This is a genomic window from Halobacteriovorax sp. YZS-3-1 (assembly GCF_047084945.1).
GTDB lineage: Bacteria > Bdellovibrionota > Bacteriovoracia > Bacteriovoracales > Bacteriovoracaceae > Halobacteriovorax_A > Halobacteriovorax_A vibrionivorans.
Genome location: NZ_JBKIYI010000001.1, coordinates 989,720 through 1,006,246 on the forward strand (window position 1 = coordinate 989,720; position 16,527 = coordinate 1,006,246).

Annotated in this window: 19 protein-coding genes; 10 read left to right on the forward strand and 9 right to left on the reverse strand. The window is 34.3% G+C overall.

The window, feature by feature from the left end; genetic code table 11:
• Nucleotides 1-89: 89 nt before the first annotated feature.
• Both ACMAZI_RS04760 and ACMAZI_RS04765 read left to right on the forward strand, forming a co-directional pair.
• A complete protein-coding gene (locus tag ACMAZI_RS04760; RefSeq protein WP_412473669.1) occupies nt 90-1,538 on the forward strand; it encodes a sensor histidine kinase in 1,449 nt (482 codons plus the stop codon).
• Between the two features lie 4 nt (nt 1,539-1,542).
• On the forward strand, nt 1,543-2,298 hold the full coding sequence (locus ACMAZI_RS04765; protein WP_412473668.1) for a PhnD/SsuA/transferrin family substrate-binding protein: 756 nt from the start codon (nt 1,543-1,545) through the stop codon (nt 2,296-2,298).
• Here ACMAZI_RS04765 and ACMAZI_RS04770 read toward each other — a convergent pair.
• Nucleotides 2,284-3,636: a D-alanyl-D-alanine carboxypeptidase gene (locus ACMAZI_RS04770; protein WP_412473667.1), complete on the reverse strand. Its 1,353-nt coding sequence runs from the start codon at nt 3,634-3,636 to the stop codon at nt 2,284-2,286. The two genes, ACMAZI_RS04765 and ACMAZI_RS04770, sit on opposite strands and share 15 nt — an antisense overlap.
• Complete coding sequence (gene yidD / locus ACMAZI_RS04775; protein WP_412474019.1) at nt 3,636-3,875, reverse strand: membrane protein insertion efficiency factor YidD; 240 nt, start codon at nt 3,873-3,875, stop codon at nt 3,636-3,638. Before yidD ends, ACMAZI_RS04770 begins: the two co-directional genes overlap by 1 nt.
• 66 nt (nt 3,876-3,941) lie before the next feature.
• Here yidD and nth point away from each other — a divergent pair, with 66 nt between their 5' ends.
• Genes nth through ACMAZI_RS04790 form a run of 3 tightly spaced genes read left to right on the forward strand, consistent with a single transcriptional unit; the run spans nt 3,942 to nt 6,071 of the window.
• On the forward strand, nt 3,942-4,592 hold the full coding sequence (gene nth, locus ACMAZI_RS04780; protein WP_334678151.1) for an endonuclease III: 651 nt from the start codon (nt 3,942-3,944) through the stop codon (nt 4,590-4,592).
• A complete protein-coding gene (locus ACMAZI_RS04785) occupies nt 4,589-5,275 on the forward strand; it encodes an alpha/beta hydrolase (protein ID WP_114705341.1) in 687 nt (228 codons plus the stop codon). Before nth ends, ACMAZI_RS04785 begins: the two co-directional genes overlap by 4 nt.
• A 4-nt stretch (nt 5,276-5,279) precedes the next feature.
• Entirely contained in the window at nt 5,280-6,071 is a 792-nt protein-coding gene (locus ACMAZI_RS04790) for a DUF2797 domain-containing protein (RefSeq protein ID WP_114706225.1), read from the forward strand.
• Here the strand turns inward: ACMAZI_RS04790 and ACMAZI_RS04795 are convergent.
• Nucleotides 6,068-6,436 (reverse strand): hypothetical protein, encoded by a 369-nt coding sequence (locus tag ACMAZI_RS04795; protein ID WP_114705340.1) that lies wholly within the window; start codon nt 6,434-6,436, stop codon nt 6,068-6,070. The genes ACMAZI_RS04790 and ACMAZI_RS04795 overlap by 4 nt on opposite strands.
• 62 nt (nt 6,437-6,498) lie before the next feature.
• Between ACMAZI_RS04795 and ACMAZI_RS04800 the strand changes: the two genes are divergently transcribed.
• A complete protein-coding gene (locus ACMAZI_RS04800; RefSeq protein ID WP_412473666.1) occupies nt 6,499-7,353 on the forward strand; it encodes an alpha/beta fold hydrolase in 855 nt (284 codons plus the stop codon).
• Here ACMAZI_RS04800 and ACMAZI_RS04805 read toward each other — a convergent pair.
• Nucleotides 7,350-8,015: a type 1 glutamine amidotransferase gene (locus ACMAZI_RS04805; protein WP_412473665.1), complete on the reverse strand. Its 666-nt coding sequence runs from the start codon at nt 8,013-8,015 to the stop codon at nt 7,350-7,352. The two genes, ACMAZI_RS04800 and ACMAZI_RS04805, sit on opposite strands and share 4 nt — an antisense overlap.
• A gap of 361 nt (nt 8,016-8,376) precedes the next feature.
• On the opposite strand from ACMAZI_RS04805, the gene ACMAZI_RS04810 reads away from it, so the two are divergent.
• Nucleotides 8,377-8,823, forward strand: coding sequence for a hypothetical protein (locus ACMAZI_RS04810; RefSeq protein ID WP_114705337.1), 447 nt, complete (start codon nt 8,377-8,379; stop codon nt 8,821-8,823).
• Between the two features lie 12 nt (nt 8,824-8,835).
• Here ACMAZI_RS04810 and ACMAZI_RS04815 read toward each other — a convergent pair whose 3' ends face one another.
• On the reverse strand, nt 8,836-9,009 hold the full coding sequence (locus tag ACMAZI_RS04815) for a hypothetical protein (RefSeq protein ID WP_158536729.1): 174 nt from the start codon (nt 9,007-9,009) through the stop codon (nt 8,836-8,838).
• Nucleotides 9,010-9,199: 190 nt separating this feature from the next.
• Complete coding sequence (locus ACMAZI_RS04820) at nt 9,200-10,453, reverse strand: M48 family metallopeptidase (RefSeq protein WP_412473664.1); 1,254 nt, start codon at nt 10,451-10,453, stop codon at nt 9,200-9,202.
• Between the two features lie 71 nt (nt 10,454-10,524).
• Between ACMAZI_RS04820 and ACMAZI_RS04825 the strand changes: the two genes are divergently transcribed.
• The 3 genes from ACMAZI_RS04825 to ACMAZI_RS04835 are packed head-to-tail and all read left to right on the forward strand — an operon-like array spanning nt 10,525 to nt 12,884.
• Nucleotides 10,525-11,244, forward strand: a complete 720-nt coding sequence (locus tag ACMAZI_RS04825) for a hydroxyacylglutathione hydrolase C-terminal domain-containing protein (RefSeq protein ID WP_114705335.1) — start codon at nt 10,525-10,527, stop codon at nt 11,242-11,244.
• A gap of 21 nt (nt 11,245-11,265) precedes the next feature.
• Nucleotides 11,266-11,739, forward strand: coding sequence for a thioredoxin-dependent thiol peroxidase (gene bcp, locus ACMAZI_RS04830; protein WP_114705334.1), 474 nt, complete (start codon nt 11,266-11,268; stop codon nt 11,737-11,739).
• Nucleotides 11,740-11,753: 14 nt separating this feature from the next.
• The gene (locus ACMAZI_RS04835) at nt 11,754-12,884 is read left to right on the forward strand and encodes a hypothetical protein (RefSeq protein WP_334678154.1); all 1,131 of its coding nucleotides are present in this window, start codon (nt 11,754-11,756) and stop codon (nt 12,882-12,884) included.
• A 35-nt stretch (nt 12,885-12,919) separates the two neighbouring features.
• Here the strand turns inward: ACMAZI_RS04835 and ACMAZI_RS04840 are convergent, their stop codons facing one another.
• The 3 genes from ACMAZI_RS04840 to ACMAZI_RS04850 all read right to left on the reverse strand — a co-directional run bounded on the left by ACMAZI_RS04840 (nt 12,920) and on the right by ACMAZI_RS04850 (nt 16,511).
• On the reverse strand, nt 12,920-13,930 hold the full coding sequence (locus tag ACMAZI_RS04840) for a phosphatase PAP2 family protein (RefSeq protein ID WP_412473663.1): 1,011 nt from the start codon (nt 13,928-13,930) through the stop codon (nt 12,920-12,922).
• Nucleotides 13,931-14,062: 132 nt separating this feature from the next.
• A complete protein-coding gene (locus ACMAZI_RS04845) occupies nt 14,063-15,118 on the reverse strand; it encodes a hypothetical protein (RefSeq protein ID WP_412473662.1) in 1,056 nt (351 codons plus the stop codon).
• A 16-nt stretch (nt 15,119-15,134) separates the two neighbouring features.
• Nucleotides 15,135-16,511 carry a hypothetical protein gene (locus ACMAZI_RS04850; protein WP_334678157.1) on the reverse strand — a complete coding sequence of 459 codons (1,377 nt, stop codon included), beginning with the start codon at nt 16,509-16,511 and terminating at the stop codon, nt 15,135-15,137.
• Between the last annotated feature and the right edge of the window lie 16 nt (nt 16,512-16,527).

Here is a 16,527-nt window from a genome sequence, read left to right on the forward strand (position 1 = left end):
CAGATAGTTATATTTTCTCATTGAGTTAAAATATCAATTGTTTATTTAAGATATTGTAATCGTGCTTTTCTCCTAGTAAATTATCTCACATGAAGCCAACCATTAAACGCTCTTCTTATTTAATCCCAATGATAGTTGGAGTTGTCCTTTGTATTTGTTTTTCAGGTTTAGCTTTTATTGTTTTCGACAGGTACATCAAACAAAATGATATAGATTTTAAAGAACATCGTAAGTCGATCTCAAAGCAGATTGTTGAATCTCTTAAAGTTCCTGTATGGAACCTGAATTCTCAGTATATAGGTAATATCTCTCAAGCATTTATTTATGATGATGAGGAATCAGTTGTTTCTATTAAAATTGAAGATGAAGAAGGTAATTTGCTATCTGAAGTCAATAGGGAGCACCCTGTTGGCAATGGAGTTTTACCTCACCAAATTATGACTGAAGAGTTTGATATTATTTATCGAGATCGACTTATAGGAAAGGCCATTATCGATTTTAGTAATATCTCAATTGTTCGTGATAGTGGTAAAATATTTTCTTTCTTAGGATTATGGTTTAGTTTAACTCTTTTTTTCACTTTGCTTATTGTTGCAATCGTTTGTTATTACTTACTAATCAAACCACTAAATTACTTTGTTTCAACTCTAAAGAGAAATGCTAATGGAGAGTATGGAATTGTAAAGGAAGAGTTTTATCTTTCTGAATTATCGATACTTGCAAAAACTCTTAATTACGCCACAAAAGAGATCAAATTTAGAGATGAGAAATTACAGCAATATAATGATGAATTAGGTGAAAGAATCGCTGAGAAGTCGAGAGAGCTTTATATTCAAAAAGAGAGAAGTCTCGTTTCAGAAAGGTTAGCAAGTCTTGGACAAATGGCCGCAGGGATTGCTCATGAAATCAATAATCCACTTTTTATCATCTCGGGGAATATTGCAAGGCTTAAAAGACAATTAGGTGATGACAATAGCAAAGCGAATGACTTTTTAAGTAAAATTGATAATGCTACGACACGAATAAGCGAGATTGTAACGAGTATGAAAACTCTTTCTCGATCTGATTCATTGAATGAAAAAGAGTTTGTTGAAGTAGAGGAATTAGAGTCGATTGTTGGTACGATTTGTAATAGTCGACTTACAGAAAAGAATATTGAAATATCATTTCATTATGAAGATGGCCATCGAGTTTACGCTAATAAAACACAATTATATCAAGTTCTTGTAAATCTAATAAATAACTCTATTGATGCAGTTGAAAATCTAGATGAAAGATTTATTCACGTTAAGTTTTTTAATACTGAAAGTAAGCAGATTGTTGAAGTTGTTGATAGTGGAGATGGTATTCCACAAGAGATCGTTCATCGTATAATGGATCCATTCTTTACTACTAAAGATGTAAATAAGGGAACAGGACTTGGACTCAGTCTTTCTCATGAGATGATGGTTAAAAATGGTGGGGAGCTTATCTATGACGACTCTTCAAAGAAAACAACTTTTACCTTAACTCTTCCTCTTTCCACTGGAGTGAATTAAGTAAATGAGATCGTTTAAGAGTTTAATTCTTATTCTTATATTGTCATTTTCAAGCTTGAGTCTTGAAGCATCGAAAATTGAGGTAAAAGTAGGAATGTATATTATTCCACCTTTTTATTCTCGTATAGATCAAGATGCGTCTGGGATTCTTGTGGATTTAATTAAGTACCTCAATGAAAATCAAAAGAAGTTTCAATTTAAGATCGTTGAAACATCTCCTCGAAGAAGGTATCGAGATCTTGAAAATGGTGTTTACGATATTATTTTCTTTGAGAATTCTATTTGGGGTTGGAGTGAGAGAAATGTAAAGCTCAATGAATCAAAAATCTTCGCAACAGGAAAGGATTTATATATTGCAAAGAAAGAGCCTCATTTAAAAGATCAGCAGGTGAAATTCTCAAGTCTTCATGACAAGGTAATTCTCTTAAAAAGCGGATTTCATTATGGATTCTTAAAACTAAAGTCTTATGATGTTAAGGATAAGAATCTTATTTACACAAACTCTCTTGAAGGAAATATAAAGAATATTCTTAGAGGTAAGGGAGATATTACAGTCATTAACGACTCATTTCTAAAAATGTATTTAAAGAGACATCCAAAAGATAAAGATAAACTTGTGGTTAGTGAAAAAATAGATCAAGTTCATAACTTTAAAGTTCTGGCACGTCCCAAAAGTCCCATTTCAATAGATGAGATCGAAAAATTATTTCCATTATTGAAAAACAGTACATACTTAAGAGAAGTTCTACATTTGAAGTAAGAGGAGTTCGCTAAATCGTTCTTTAGCTCTACGCCAACCTTTAGCTTCTTCTCTGAGTCTTTCTGTCTTATTGGTATTCTTACCATCGACTAACTTTCTTTTTTGCAAATTATTAATCATTATACAAAATGTTCTCTTTGTTTTTTCAAAACTTTGGCCACAGATATTATAGACATAATCGATGCTGCCTGTTTTATAGCGGAATTTCTCAAAGCCATCATCGTTAAGATATTTACGATGGAGAGAACCGCTATGCCCTGTGATTGAAAGTAAGTTGATGAAGTAGTGACTACCAAATTTTTGATTTGCATTCTCTTGGATAAAGTTTACGATTTCTTTTGGTGTTATTCTTGTTTCTGTTGTCAGTCCTGAGCTGTTTTCGATTTTACCTTTTGTTTTAATTTTAAGATCTTTAATCATTTTCTTTGCAGCATCTGCTAAGTTTTCTTTATTTGTTGCCTTCAAAGTTAAAGTTTCAATGAAAAGATTATTAGAGTACTCCATGGCCAATTTAACAAGATCAAGAGAAGATGGTGACTTTATTGTATTAAGTCTTTTTGTCTCGCTTTGTTCTTTATTTGTAATCTTAATTCCTGAGATGCTTATACCTCTTTGCTCAAGTTGCTTTTTTAAATAGTAAGCATTAAATGCTAAAGAGTTTCTTATGGGTACTTCAACAAAGTAATCTTTTGTTTTCGTATATTGCCATTTTTCAATATCTTGAGACTTCTTATTCTGATTTTTAAAGCCAACACCTGGGCCAAGTGACTTCTGTGAACTTATTGTTTGAAAGCCATCATGCTTTGGGAAAATTGATTTCTGTGTTGAGCGTCCAATTGATTTAAAACGATTAAAATTTAGATTAAAGCCTGAAATACTTTGATTGTATGGTTGATCATCTAGACCTACGGTTCCAATACGTTCAATATTAACGAAATTGTTAACCACCACAAGGTTACCATCTACTTTTTTTATTCCTTCTTGTGCAACAGATTCAATCAAGTCAAATATTTGTGGCGTTAATAGGTACGGGTCTCCAGAAGTATTCAAAATGAGATCACCCTTTAAAGTCCCATTTTCAATATCGCCACGATAGCTAATCGATGTACTAAAATGAAAATCTGTTCCAAGTTTATCGAGAATATAATATGCCGAGAAAATCTTAAAAATAGAGGCTGGTATTAAATTTTGATTTTCATTAGATGAAATTACTTTTCCATTTTCATCTGCTATGTAATAGCTCAGCGTGTCGCCTTTTTGTAGAAATTCTTTTTCTAGATCCTTGATTGTGTTTGCACTAGTATTAAGGGCCAAGGCCAGAAGTAATATCTTGATCATTAATGTTTATCCTTGTGACTGCATTCTGGAAGTACGGGATCGTAACCTCCTTTTGACCATGGATGACAAGTTGCGATACGCTTTATTGTCTTCCAAGTTGCAATATGGAGTGGCAGTTCTTGAAAAGCCTCTATTCCATATTGTGAACATGTCGGCGTATAGCGACAATTACTACCGAGAAATGGAGAGATTGCCATTTGATAAAAACGGATTAATTTGATGAATACGTATCTCATTATGCGTTATTTTAGCATTTTCATTCATAATTTGCTAAATTTTTGTGATCAAATTAATAGGAATAGAAAATGTTAAAACAAGAAAGAGCAGACTATATTGTAGAGGCCTTAGAAGAGCTTTATCCTGAGACACCTGTACCACTTGATCATACGAATGAGTTCACTTTGCTCATTGCAGTTCTTTTATCTGCGCAATGTACTGATGAAAGAGTTAATCAAGTGACTCCGGCCCTTTTTGCTAAAGCTGATAATGCTCGAGATATGATGAAATTATCTCAAGATGAAATTAAAGAGATCATCAAGCCTTGTGGACTTTCACCGAGAAAATCTAAGGCGATTTACGACCTTTCAAGAATTCTTGTAAGTGAGCATGGTGGTGAAGTACCTGCTAGCTTTGAAGAGCTTGAAAAGCTACCTGGTGTAGGTCATAAAACTGCATCTGTTGTTATGGCACAAGCTTTTGATGTCCCAGCTTTTCCTGTTGATACTCATATTCATAGACTAGCTCAAAGATGGGGTCTGACAAAAGGAAAGAATGTCGTTCAAACAGAAGAAGATTGTAAGAAGCTTTTTCCTAGAGAGCTTTGGAATAAACTTCATCTCCAAATTATTTTCTATGGCCGAGAGTATTGTAAGGCAAGGTCATGTTTTGGCCTAGAATGCCCAATCTGTCGCCACGTATATCCAAACCGTAAATCAAAAGTAGAGACAAAGAAATGAGAGTAACTCGAATTAATGATTTTGATATTCTATTACATGAAGGAAGCACAAAGAAGTCCGTCGTTGTACTGCATGGTTACGGTGCTAGCTTTCAGGACCTCGCTCCTTTATATCAATACCTAGATCCAAAAGAAGAGCTAAACTGGTACTTTGTTGATGGGCCTTTAAAAGTTGATATTGGCATGGGAATGAAAGGAAGTGCATGGTTTCCAATTGATATGATGGGACTGCAACAGGCAATGATGGCCCAAAGAGTAGAGGACTTCTTCTCTCAAGTTGTACCAGATGGAATTGAAGATATGCGAGACCGATTAATCCATCTTATAAAAGAAATTAAAAAGAATAGTGAAGAATTATACTTAGGTGGATTCTCACAAGGCTCAATGATGAGCTTAGCAATTGCATACAAAGAGCCAGCTCTTGTGGATCGCCTCTTTTTACTTTCTTCTACATTATTTGATGAAACACATATCGCTGAAAATACTAAACATATAAGACATATTCCTATTTTCCAATCTCATGGTACAGGTGATCCTGTTTTACCGTATTTTTTAAGTGAAAAGCTTAAAACCTATTTGGAAAAAGTTGATCAATATGAATTTCATCATTTTGAAGGTGGCCATGAAATTCCGATGCCTATTTTAAATAAATTGCAACGCTTCTTAGAAGAAGGAAGAGAATAATATGATTAGTGGAAATATTAGAAAAATGAAATCAGAGCTAGGGGATGTCGTTCAATACCATCTACCAATGGGAGATGAGCTTGTTGATATGAATGCTCTAATTGAAAAGAAAATCAAACTAAGTTTTGATGGTCAGATTAATTCAATTTACTCTGGTGAATTAATAAAGAAGTCATATTCTCAAGGTTATTCTTATAAAGAAATGATCACTCTTGCTCAATGTGACTCATGTATTGTGAAGCCTGAAAAGTGTCATTATCACAGAGGAACATGTCGTGAACCAGAATGGGGGGAAAAGCATTGTATGATCCCTCACTATGTTTATCTGGCCGTATCTAGTCATGTCAAAGTCGGTATAACTCGACACACTCAAATTCCTACTCGTTGGATAGATCAAGGAGCTAGTTATGCTCTGCCGATTTTACAGGTTCCAGACCGAAAGACATCTGGTGAAATTGAAGTCGAAATTGCAAAAAGTTTTTCTGATAAAACAAATTGGCGAAAGATGCTAATGAATGAGGTTGCAGACGAAGACTTAGAAATGATTAGAGATCAAATCTATGATGACTTTGCGGATTTAATCGATGACTTTGGTCTTGATGATTTAGAAGAAGAAGTAACACATATAAATTATCCTGTTGTGGAATATCCAACTAAAGTTAAGTCTCTTGGTTTTGATAAAAATCCTGTCATTGAAGGAACTTTAATGGGGATTAAAGGACAATATCTAATTTTAGATACAGGTTGTGTAAACATGCGAAAGCATGGTGGATACTTTTTAAATCTTGAGTATTAAATATCAAGTTCTAATTCTAATTCAGACTCTTTTGCGTGTTTGATTATAAGGTCTTTTAAGCCTTTCGTAGAAATAATATGGTCTGTTAGTGAAAACTTATGCGAAAGAGGTATTGCACAGCCGTTATCACATTTTGCATCAGTCGTTACAACGTGAACAGTTTGGACAGGCTTTTTATTATTGAAACTGGCCATCCATTGAAAATGCTCATGAATCTTATCTGAGATATTTTGTAAGATCTCATCTTTTCTATCAAGATTAAATAGAAAACGACCTGTATCTTTTTGGCGGCCGTTAACTAAAATATTCATGACGCCTTTTTCTTTTAAATGTACACTATTGCTTAAACACTTTGGACAAAACATTACTTTTCCTTAAATTTAAGTATAATTATAAGAGCTAAATAAAAAATAATAAAGGGTAAAATATGGAACCGATCAAAAGAGCTATTCCAATGCGTGATGGTGTCAAAATCTATACGGAAGTTGTCGAGCACGGTGCTAAGTATTGGTTGATTGCTAGTCATGGGATAGGTGAGCACTTAGGTCGTCATAAATACCTTCAAGAAGTCTTTGGTTTTGATGTCAATGTTTTCCAATACGATCTAAGGGGGCATGGCCGTAGTGGTGGTGAAAAAGCCTATATAGATCCTTTTGATCAGTTCATGGAAGATCTTAAAGACATTATTCAATACTTAAAAACAAATTATAAAATGGAAGGCTATATACTTTATGGTCATTCGATGGGGGCCCTTATTACTTGCGGCTTTGTTCAAAACTATTTAGGTGATGATATTGAAAACCTTAGGGCGATGATCGTTAATGCACCTCCTGTGGGAGTAGGTGGCCCACTTGGAAAATTTGTCAATAAAGTGAAATCTGGGTTTTTTAATAAATTAGCTAATATCAAAATGTCAGTACCACTTGGTGGACTAGTTGATCTCAATACTTTATCTCATCGAAATCAAGTTATTGAAGAGTTTAATAATGACCCTTTAAATCATAAGAAACTCCATACGAAATTATTACTAGAAATGGTCGCTAGTAGTAAGAATGTCTTTTCAAGACGTATTAACGATAAAGTTGAGAAGTATATTTCATATGGAACGGGTGATACTCTTATCAGTGTGCCAGAACTTGAAAAATATTTAAAAGAAGTAGATCCAAGCTTTACAGTAAGAACAATTGAAGGCGCACGTCACGAACAATATCAAGAAATCGAAAAGTATCGAGTTCCATACTTTAATTACTTAAGGGACTTGGTTAAAAGTTTAATTTTTTAAAGCTTGTCGATATATTCAACAAAGTTTTTAAATACTTTATGACCACCATCAAAACCAGCTTTTAATTTCTCAGCAGAGAGTTCCTGCTCAATATGATGATTAATAAAGTCTTGAGAAGCTTCAGGATGTCCTTGAAAACTAAAGAAGGGCAGATCCTTATGTGCAATGCCATCATAAAAACAATCTTTAGACTGGGCCAAGTGAACAAAGTTTTCAGGAAGCTCTTTTACTTCGTAATGATGTGTAATAAATAACTCAAATTTCTCACCTTTAACAAATCCAAATTGATCTTCAAGTATCTCAAGCTCTCTTGTTCCTTCAAATAATTTATTATCAGGTGTTACCATATCAACCTGTGCTCCAAATATGTCTGCAATAAGTTGGTGGCCGAAGCAAATTCCTAAAACAGGAATTCCATTTTCCATTTTTGATTTCATTCTTTTAGCAAGATCAATCTGCCACTTAAGTCGTTGATATACATTTGAATCAGAACCAAAGATGATATATCCACTTGCTTCTTCTATCTTATCAAGAGATTCACAGCCAAATTTTGAAACCCAGTGGTAAGTAAAGGGCCTATTAAAGTTTTGTATTATTTGGTTCATACAATTGTATGAAGGATTCTCAATAGAGCAGTCGATAATAGCAATTGGCGATTTCATTTTTATCAATTTCCTATGGTTTTAACTTACAGGATTGTATGGTCAAAATTATTAAGTGTCAGCGAAAACTGAAAGTTTAATTATTGTAAAAACTAAACAGGCCCGTAATTTTGGCGATTTTATCAATCATAAGAAACTAAACTCGATTCGTTTTATTGAAAAGGCCTTAGTTTATATGGTTAACTTAATTTTTTGTGCTTATGTGATTTCAAGCATTTCAATATCCATTTTGACATTAAGTTAAATAATCTTTGAAAACTTGAGTTAAGTCATTAATTTTAGGTGGATTCTAACTAAAATCAAGTTAAAGTTCTGCTAAAATTAACCCGATAATTAAATAAGGATTTTTGTGAGGTAAATTTTGTCTACAGCAAAGAAATTAGATTCTGAAATACAAGAAGAAACAAATAACGTGGCCGAAGAAGCTGCGGCAAATGTTCTTGAGTTTTCAATTACTAGACAGATTCAAGATGTTGATCTTTCAAAGTTAGGTGAGAGTCCTGAGGACTCGACGGGAAGTCTTACCAATATTAATAGTGGAGCTCAACCTGTTGGAGAGGTTACTCATACTCAAATTCTAAATTTAGCAAAAGCAAATAACGAGGTGGATGTTTTAGAGGCACAAGTTAAACTTATTGCACTCTTTGTTTCAGAGGCCCGTATTCTAGAAGCTGAATTAAATAAGTATATTCATGCTATCCATAAACAAAGCCCACAATCAAAGAAGTATCTTCTTCAGATGAAAAAGGTTGTGAAGGACTTTTCAAATATTGAAAAGATCTTGGATAAGGCAAAATCAGTTAAGTAATCTAAAAATAGATTAGTTTACTTTCTTTGAAGTCTCTTTCTTATCTTTACCATCATTTTGCTTTGAACCCTTTCCATCTTTACCTGGGCCTTGGTCCTCAACTGGAATACTCTTTAATTGACTTGCATAAGTCGTCGTTGAAAAAACTAGGCAAGAGAGCACTGTAAGAGCAATAAAAATCTTCATATTAAACCTCAATGAATAAAACAATTATCTTAAGAATATTTGGCTTATAAAATAAAGACAAATAGTTAAATGCAATGAGTAATTTAATTTTGTATATGTCAGAAAACAGAGGGAATCTTACAGGAAACTAGATTTAAATTGAAGTGAGGTAAGCCTGATCGGTGTCAAACTTACCCTCTTTATAAAATACTTATTTAATAAAAGTTTCTAAGAACTTAACTCTAGTTAGTGCTGGTGGGTGAGAGTGATAGAAAGCACTGTAGAGAGGATCTGGTGTTAATGTACTAGCATTGTCCTTATACATCTTAACAAGAGCATTAATAAGCTCTTGAGGGTTTGAATTTTGAGAAGCAAACTCATCTGCTTCAAATTCATATTTTCTTGATGCCCAAGAAGAGATTGGAGTAATAAAGAAAGTGTAAACACCACTAACAAGTATAAATAGAGTTAGTGCCATGTAAGTTTCACTTGAGTGAACTCCATGCATTTCAAAAAACCAAGTTGTTTGCATAAGTTGACCTAGTATAAAGAGGCCAAGAAAGCTGAAGACAAATGCTTTAATCATCATTTTCAGTATGTGCTTACGCTTAAAGTGTCCTAGCTCGTGGGCCAATACTGCCTCAACTTCAGTAGCATTTAAGCTATTAATTAAAGTATCAAAGAAGACAATTCTCTTGTTCTTACCAAAGCCTGTGAAGTATGCATTTCCATGGCCACTTCTACGTGAAGCATCCATAACAAATAGTCCCTTACTTTCAAAGTCGACTCTTTTTAGTAGTGCAAGAATTCTATCTTTTATTTCACCATCTTCTAGTTCAGTAAATTTATTAAAAATTGGAGCAATAAAGGTTGGGTAGATCCACATTAGTAGAAGTTGAAAAATTGATAGGAATGCCCAAGCATAGGCCCACCAATACTCACCAAGAGATTCCATAATCCATAGGATCCCATAGATAAGTGGAGTTCCTATAATGAGGCCAAGAATTGATCCTTTTAGCATATCTGTGATGAATGTCTTTATTGTCGTCTTATTAAATCCATACTTCTCTTCAATAACAAAAGTCGTATAAAGAGATTCTGGCAGTGACAGGATCGAATTAATGAAACTAAAGGCCAATAAAAAAACCGTTCCGGTTAGTAGGGGAGATAATTCAAATGACGTAATCGTTTTATTAAGAGCATCTAATCCACCAAGTAATGTCCAACCGATCAGGATAATATAGCCAATAAAATTAAATAATTGACCTTTGTTTAACTTCTCCATTGAATAGCGGGCAGCTTTTTGGTGATCTTCTAAAGTGATCTTATCTGCAAACTCTTCTGGTACCTGATTAAAGTTTTTACCAATATGCTTAATATTTCTTTTATCAAGATATGCTTCAACAAGTCCTTTTAGACATACTGCAGAAATGAATATTTTTGATGCCATCGAAAGATTGACCATATGCTTCCTTTTTTTTAACTTCTATAATTGTTATGACCTATATATCATGACAAAAAAAAAGGTATTTGCCTATGAATGTTCATCAAATTTATACGGATTCTCCGCTTCGAAACTACAATTACATTGTCGAGCTAGGCAATGGAGAAGTTGCTGTTGTGGATCCAATTTATCCAAAGTTAGTAAATGAGTGGTTGGTGGAAAACAACCGCGTTTTAGCTGTTGTTCTCTTGTCCCATGGCCATCATGATCACGTTGCTGGTGTTGATGAGTTAGTTCAGCAACATGGTGCTCAAATCTGGGGACATAAAGATAGCTACAAGAAAATAGATCGTATTCTAGAAGACGGTGAGAAGATATCCACTGCACTTGGAGAGATGGAAGTTATCGAAACTCCAGGCCATACGATGGATCATCTATGTTTTCTATTTTATGAATCGGGTAAGCAGGTTGAAATAATCACAATGGATACTGTTTTCAATGCCGGAATTGGAAATTGTAAAAATGGTGGAAACCTCGATGTATTTGTAGAAACAATCTTAGATTTGAATGAGAAGGTTGAAGATCAAGTGATTCTATGGCCTGGTCATGACTATATCGAAAATAACTTACGCTTCACTCTTAGCATTGAACCTGAAAATGAAGACGCAAAAGAGCTTCTTGAACAAGTTCACAAAGAAGGAAGTGTTAAGTTTCGAACAAATTTTGCAACTGAGCGGAAAGTGAATTTGTTTTTGATGACGAAAGATGTAGAAGAGATTAAGAAATTGAGAAACAAACGAGATAAATGGTAAAAATTAAATAGGAGAGTTGATATGAGTTTTCCAAAAATTGGAAATATGGCGCCAGCATTTACACTTAAAAATCAAGACGAAGAAAAAGTAAGCTTAAAAGACTTTAAGGGTGAGAAAAATGTTGTTCTTTACTTCTACCCAAAGGCCATGACACCTGGTTGTACGACTCAGGCTTGTGGAATTAGAGATTATAAGAAGAAATTTGCAAATGCTGATACTGTGGTTCTAGGAGTATCTCCAGATGAGCCTAAAAGGCTTGTACGCTTTATAGAAAAGCAAAAACTTAATTTTGACCTTCTTTCAGATCCTGATCACAAGATTATGGATAAGTATGGTGTTTGGGGCCTTAAGAAATTTATGGGTAAAGAATACATGGGTGTGATGAGAACAACTTTTATCATTGGCAAAGACGGTCGTCTGAAATATGTAATGGATAAAGTTAAAACAAAGTCACATCATGACGATGTCCTTGATTGGATTAAAGAAAATCTATAGACCCTGGGAATTGTATGAAAATTTTAATTTTATTCTTACTTGTAAGCTCAAGCTTTGCTTCAACAATAGAGATTATGTCTTATAACGTTGAGAATCTTTTTGATGCTCAAAAAGATGAAGGCAAGAACGACTGGGCCTATCTTCCAAAGAATACAAAAGGGAAGAAAGAAGCCTGTGCAAAAGTTAAATCAAAATATCGCCGTAATGAATGTTTTGATGCTGACTGGACTCAGGAAAAAGTTGATATGAAACTCTCTCAAATTAAAGATGTTATCTTAAAAGAGAGAAAGAAACTTCCAGGAATTCTTGTTCTTTCGGAAATTGAAAATGCAAATGTTATTGGCCAACTTGCAAAGGTCTTAGGATATAAGAAGTACTACACATCTAATTCTCCTGATTACCGTGGAGTTGATCTTGCTGTTCTTTTTAATGAATCATCGGATTTAAAATATGTTGGAAGTAAAGAGCATGTTTTAAAAGATGAATATTTTAAGAAGAGACCTTCTAGAAATATTTTTGAAACTCAATTTAAACTAAAGGGAAAAGATCTTTATATCTTTGCTAATCACTGGCCAAGTTTAGGTAATCCTGATCACGCTAGAGTTGTAGCTGCTAAGACATTGAAGTCGCGTATTGATGAAATCCTAAAAAAGAATACTAAAGCTTCTGTTGTTGCTGTGGGTGACTTCAATACAATTCCAGAGTTAAAAGCCGCTGATAATAAGCACCCAATGAGGGATGTTCTTTTAAAAGATAAGACAATCGTTGATGTCGAAAAGACTTTTAGAGCTGATAAATCACTTAGTAGTAAGAAAAAGCTTCCTCCGGGGACATATTTTTACAAAAGAGGTGGGCAGTGGAATCACCTTGATAGAGTCTTCGTTCCAAAAACGATGTTAGATGAGAAGGCCCCTATTAGTTTAGTTCTAGGATCTTATCAGATTTATGCACCTGACTTTATCAGAGAGCCTCAACCTGCAACTGTAGTAGAGGAAGATATTGAAGAAATGAGAGATCGTGGATTTAAGCTTTATGAACAAAAGAAAATTGAAACGCCTCCAAACCGTTATGATCACCTTGCTAAGAAAAAACAAAAAGCAGGGTTCTCAGATCACTTTCCAATTGTATTTGAATTAAAATATTAGAATAAAAAAAGGGCCATGATCGGCCCTTTCTTATTTTATTTACCATAAACACTTAAGAAATATTGATATGTACATTCTCTTGTTACACCGTTTTTAGCGTATTGATCTTCATAGTGATCTCTACATCTTTTCATGAAGTTACGAGCAGAATTATCTTCTTTTCTTCTTCCACGAAACTCAAATTGAAACCCAGCATAATTTGGAGTAACAATTGGATGAATCGACATATCCCACTTTTCGTTTCTATTTATTTCAAATTCTTCAGCGTAAAATAACTTACCTGTTAAATGTCCTACTAGAGCTCCAATGGCAACATCACTTGCCCAGTGAGCCTTGTCGTGAACTCTCGACCAACCTCCAACAGCTGCCGCAGTGTAGGCAAGTACAGGAATAATCGTTGATTTATCTTTGTAGTGTTCAGCAATTACAGTTGCAAAGGCAAAGGCCGTTGTCGTGTGACCTGAAGGAAATGAAACGTTATCATTATCCCAATTAAATCCTGTGAAATCTGTATGGTCATCAGTTTTATTAGGGCGTTTACGACTAAAAGTCATTTTCCCTGCTCTGGTAATTAGGCCAGATATTGCAGTTGCCTTAAGTGCTACTTTTGCAACTCGAGTTACTTCATCATTATCAATTACTACACCTAATACATATCCAGCAGCAGAGATACCAATTGGCATACTTCCAGCTTTTTCTCCCCAAAAGGCAATCTCTTTAGTGATTTCTGTGCGATTGTCTTGAGCAAATTGGATTAGTTCTTCATCATTATTAAAAAGTAAGATAGCTGTACTTGCAGCAGCACCAATTGTTAATAATTCTGAATTTGTGAGACCTACCGGTAACGTTTGATATTCGGGACGGAAAGTAAACTCACCATATCGGTTTATAACTCCATCTTCTTCATATCGTGGTTGAATGACACTATCTTTACCCATTCCTGGACAGATTCCATCTCTAAGAAACTCTTCAACAGTACATGTTGCATAGGAATTCATTAAAATAGTAAGGCAGGTGATTGCCTTTAGTATCGACTTCGCACTCATTCTCTCTCTCCAGTAATAGGCTTAATATAAAATGAGTATAGACCTAAACTAAGTATTAAACTGTTTAGTATGTAGTATTTCTACCTATAGCTAAAATTTAGACGATTTTATTTAGTTCGTGATTTCAGTGAGTTATGGAATGTTTAGAAGACGTGCCATTTCATAATAAGCTTGCGCAGACTTGAAGCGCTCAAATTTATAAAATCTCTTTTGAAAGCTTCTCTCATGTCTTTTTCTTTCTAGTAGAACAGCTGTACCAACTTCAGCAAACATTTCAGTAGGTGAGACTGTGGAGTAGTCAGAAGGAAAGTTATCGTACTTCATCAAAGGATTTTTATCTGTATTAATAAGAGTTGCTTCAACTAGATTATATGAAGTTTCTTGTTGATCACAATTATGCTGATAAGTTAGTTCGCCATCTTTATTATTCCATCCGACCTCATTTACAAAGTGATTGTAGAGCTCAGGCATTTCTTGAGCGATAAAGTGGAAGTACTCATGTGTAAGAGTTAGACTAAATTCATTAAAATCTTTTAAATGGTTCTTGTAGAGAATCAATTGTTTCCATTCTTTTTCATAAAGGCCACGGGTCATAAATTGATCTTTACTTTGTGTTTCAAGCACAATGAATTTTAGATTATCTGTAGTCGAAGTTAACTCTAATTGAAGCAGCTCTTTTATGGCCGTCAATTCTTTCAGGTTTGTCTTGGCAGCGGGAATAATAAGAATATTATATGTAACAAATACATCTCGTTGAATAATTGCTGCATAATCTCTTTCTTGTTCATCAATATTTAAACTGTAGTTAAAGTCTATGAAGTCTGCAATTCCATCTTTATCTTGGTCTTCACCTTGTTCAGTTGATAATGTTGGAAACTCATCTGCAATATTATCGACACCGTCTCCATCAATATCATTGTCAATACTGTCTGGAGTTCCATCTAAGTCTTGATCAAGGAAAAGGAAGAAGTCGTTATTTCTTATTACTTCCATCTCAAGTATTTTTGAGTCTATTTTATATTTTAGTCTTAAGTTAATATCTTTATAAACTTCTTTAGAAATTCTATCAAAAGAATCAAGTGCAATTGAATAATTAGAGGATGCAATAAATATAAAGAGACTCATTAAGGCATAGTTTATATACCTCAATGGAGTCTTCTTATAATTTAATGATTTTTTAATCTTCATTTATGCCCTTTATATCCTAGTGATAGTGAGCTGCCCAAATATCTGCCCAAGCTTCAATAAATCCACCATGACCACCAACAAGTGCATATGATAGGATTGCAGCAGGGAAGTAAAAAGGCCCAAGTAAAGCTGATTGTTTCGCGTGTCCTGCTTCATGCCCTGAAGCGAACCTATGGCCAGTACAGAAGTCTAACTCAAAAAGACCAGCAGACATTTTACTTGGTATATATCCAAGCCCACAAACATCAGCATAGATTTGCATTTTAGAAGCTGAAATTGCTAAGCGTGGAAGATCGAAGTTAATCATTCTCATGTAGCGATATGGTGTTACTGTTTCTAAGAAACTTAGGAAAAGGTTTACACCACGGCTAACTGGAACAAGTAGCACTTTCGTTGCAACAAATGCTCCACCAATCATCGTATTAATCAGACCCCATGAGAGATTTGAAGCAATAACAAATAAGTGCATTAGTGGGTGATCTGGATTTGCCGGATCAAAGAGTAATGACTTCTTACCAAATGTTGAATCAAAAGAGGCTAGGGCCTTATCAAACTCTTCTTGCTGCTCTTTTGTTAAGGCCTCTTTTTTATACTCATTGAATTTCTGTATCTTTTCAGAGTTTTCTTGTTTTCCAGAGTTTAAGAGATTATTAATATTTTCACTAATTGCCTCTGGAAGAATATTATGATCTCTCATGGCCTTAAGTTTCTTTAGTGTTTTCTCAGCATCTTTATCAATAATTTTCATCATACCGATATAGGCCATATGCTGCTGAAGAACTTCTAGTTTGAATTCTTCATCATTTTCACTAAATCGCTTCATATTTTTACTTGAAAGTTTTTCGATATAGTTAATAGATCGCTTAGCATAGCCTTCACTTAGGTTTCTTAGGTATGTTAGAGAATAAAGAGCAAGGACTTCATTTTGTGCAATCTGCTCAGGAGAATTCTCAAGTCTATTAAATTGATTTTTTTTGTATGAATTCTTTCCTGCTTCATAGGTAATAGCATGAATATCCATCGTAAGCTTCTTAACATCAGACATCCACTTTTTGATCTTGGCCTTACTTTCTTCGTATTTTTCAACGGTTCTTACTCGACGTGTGCGATCATTTGCGCCAAAAGTGCGCTTCGAATTTGTCCATGTCTCAAGTTTTGGAGCTTTATTGATAAGATGAGCAATTCTTTCAGCTTTAAACTGAAGATCATTTGCCATGACTAATTTTCCATCATTTAGTGATGATTTAGGCGCAACCTGAAGTGTTGCTTTAAAATCTTCAAAATGATTGTTTATACCTTTGTTTGTAACAACCTTGCATGATGCCATTTGTAGGCAGGCCAGAATGCATAAAGAAGTACTAATGGCCTTCTTTAGTTTAGGGGATGGGGACATAATCTCTCCTTTATAT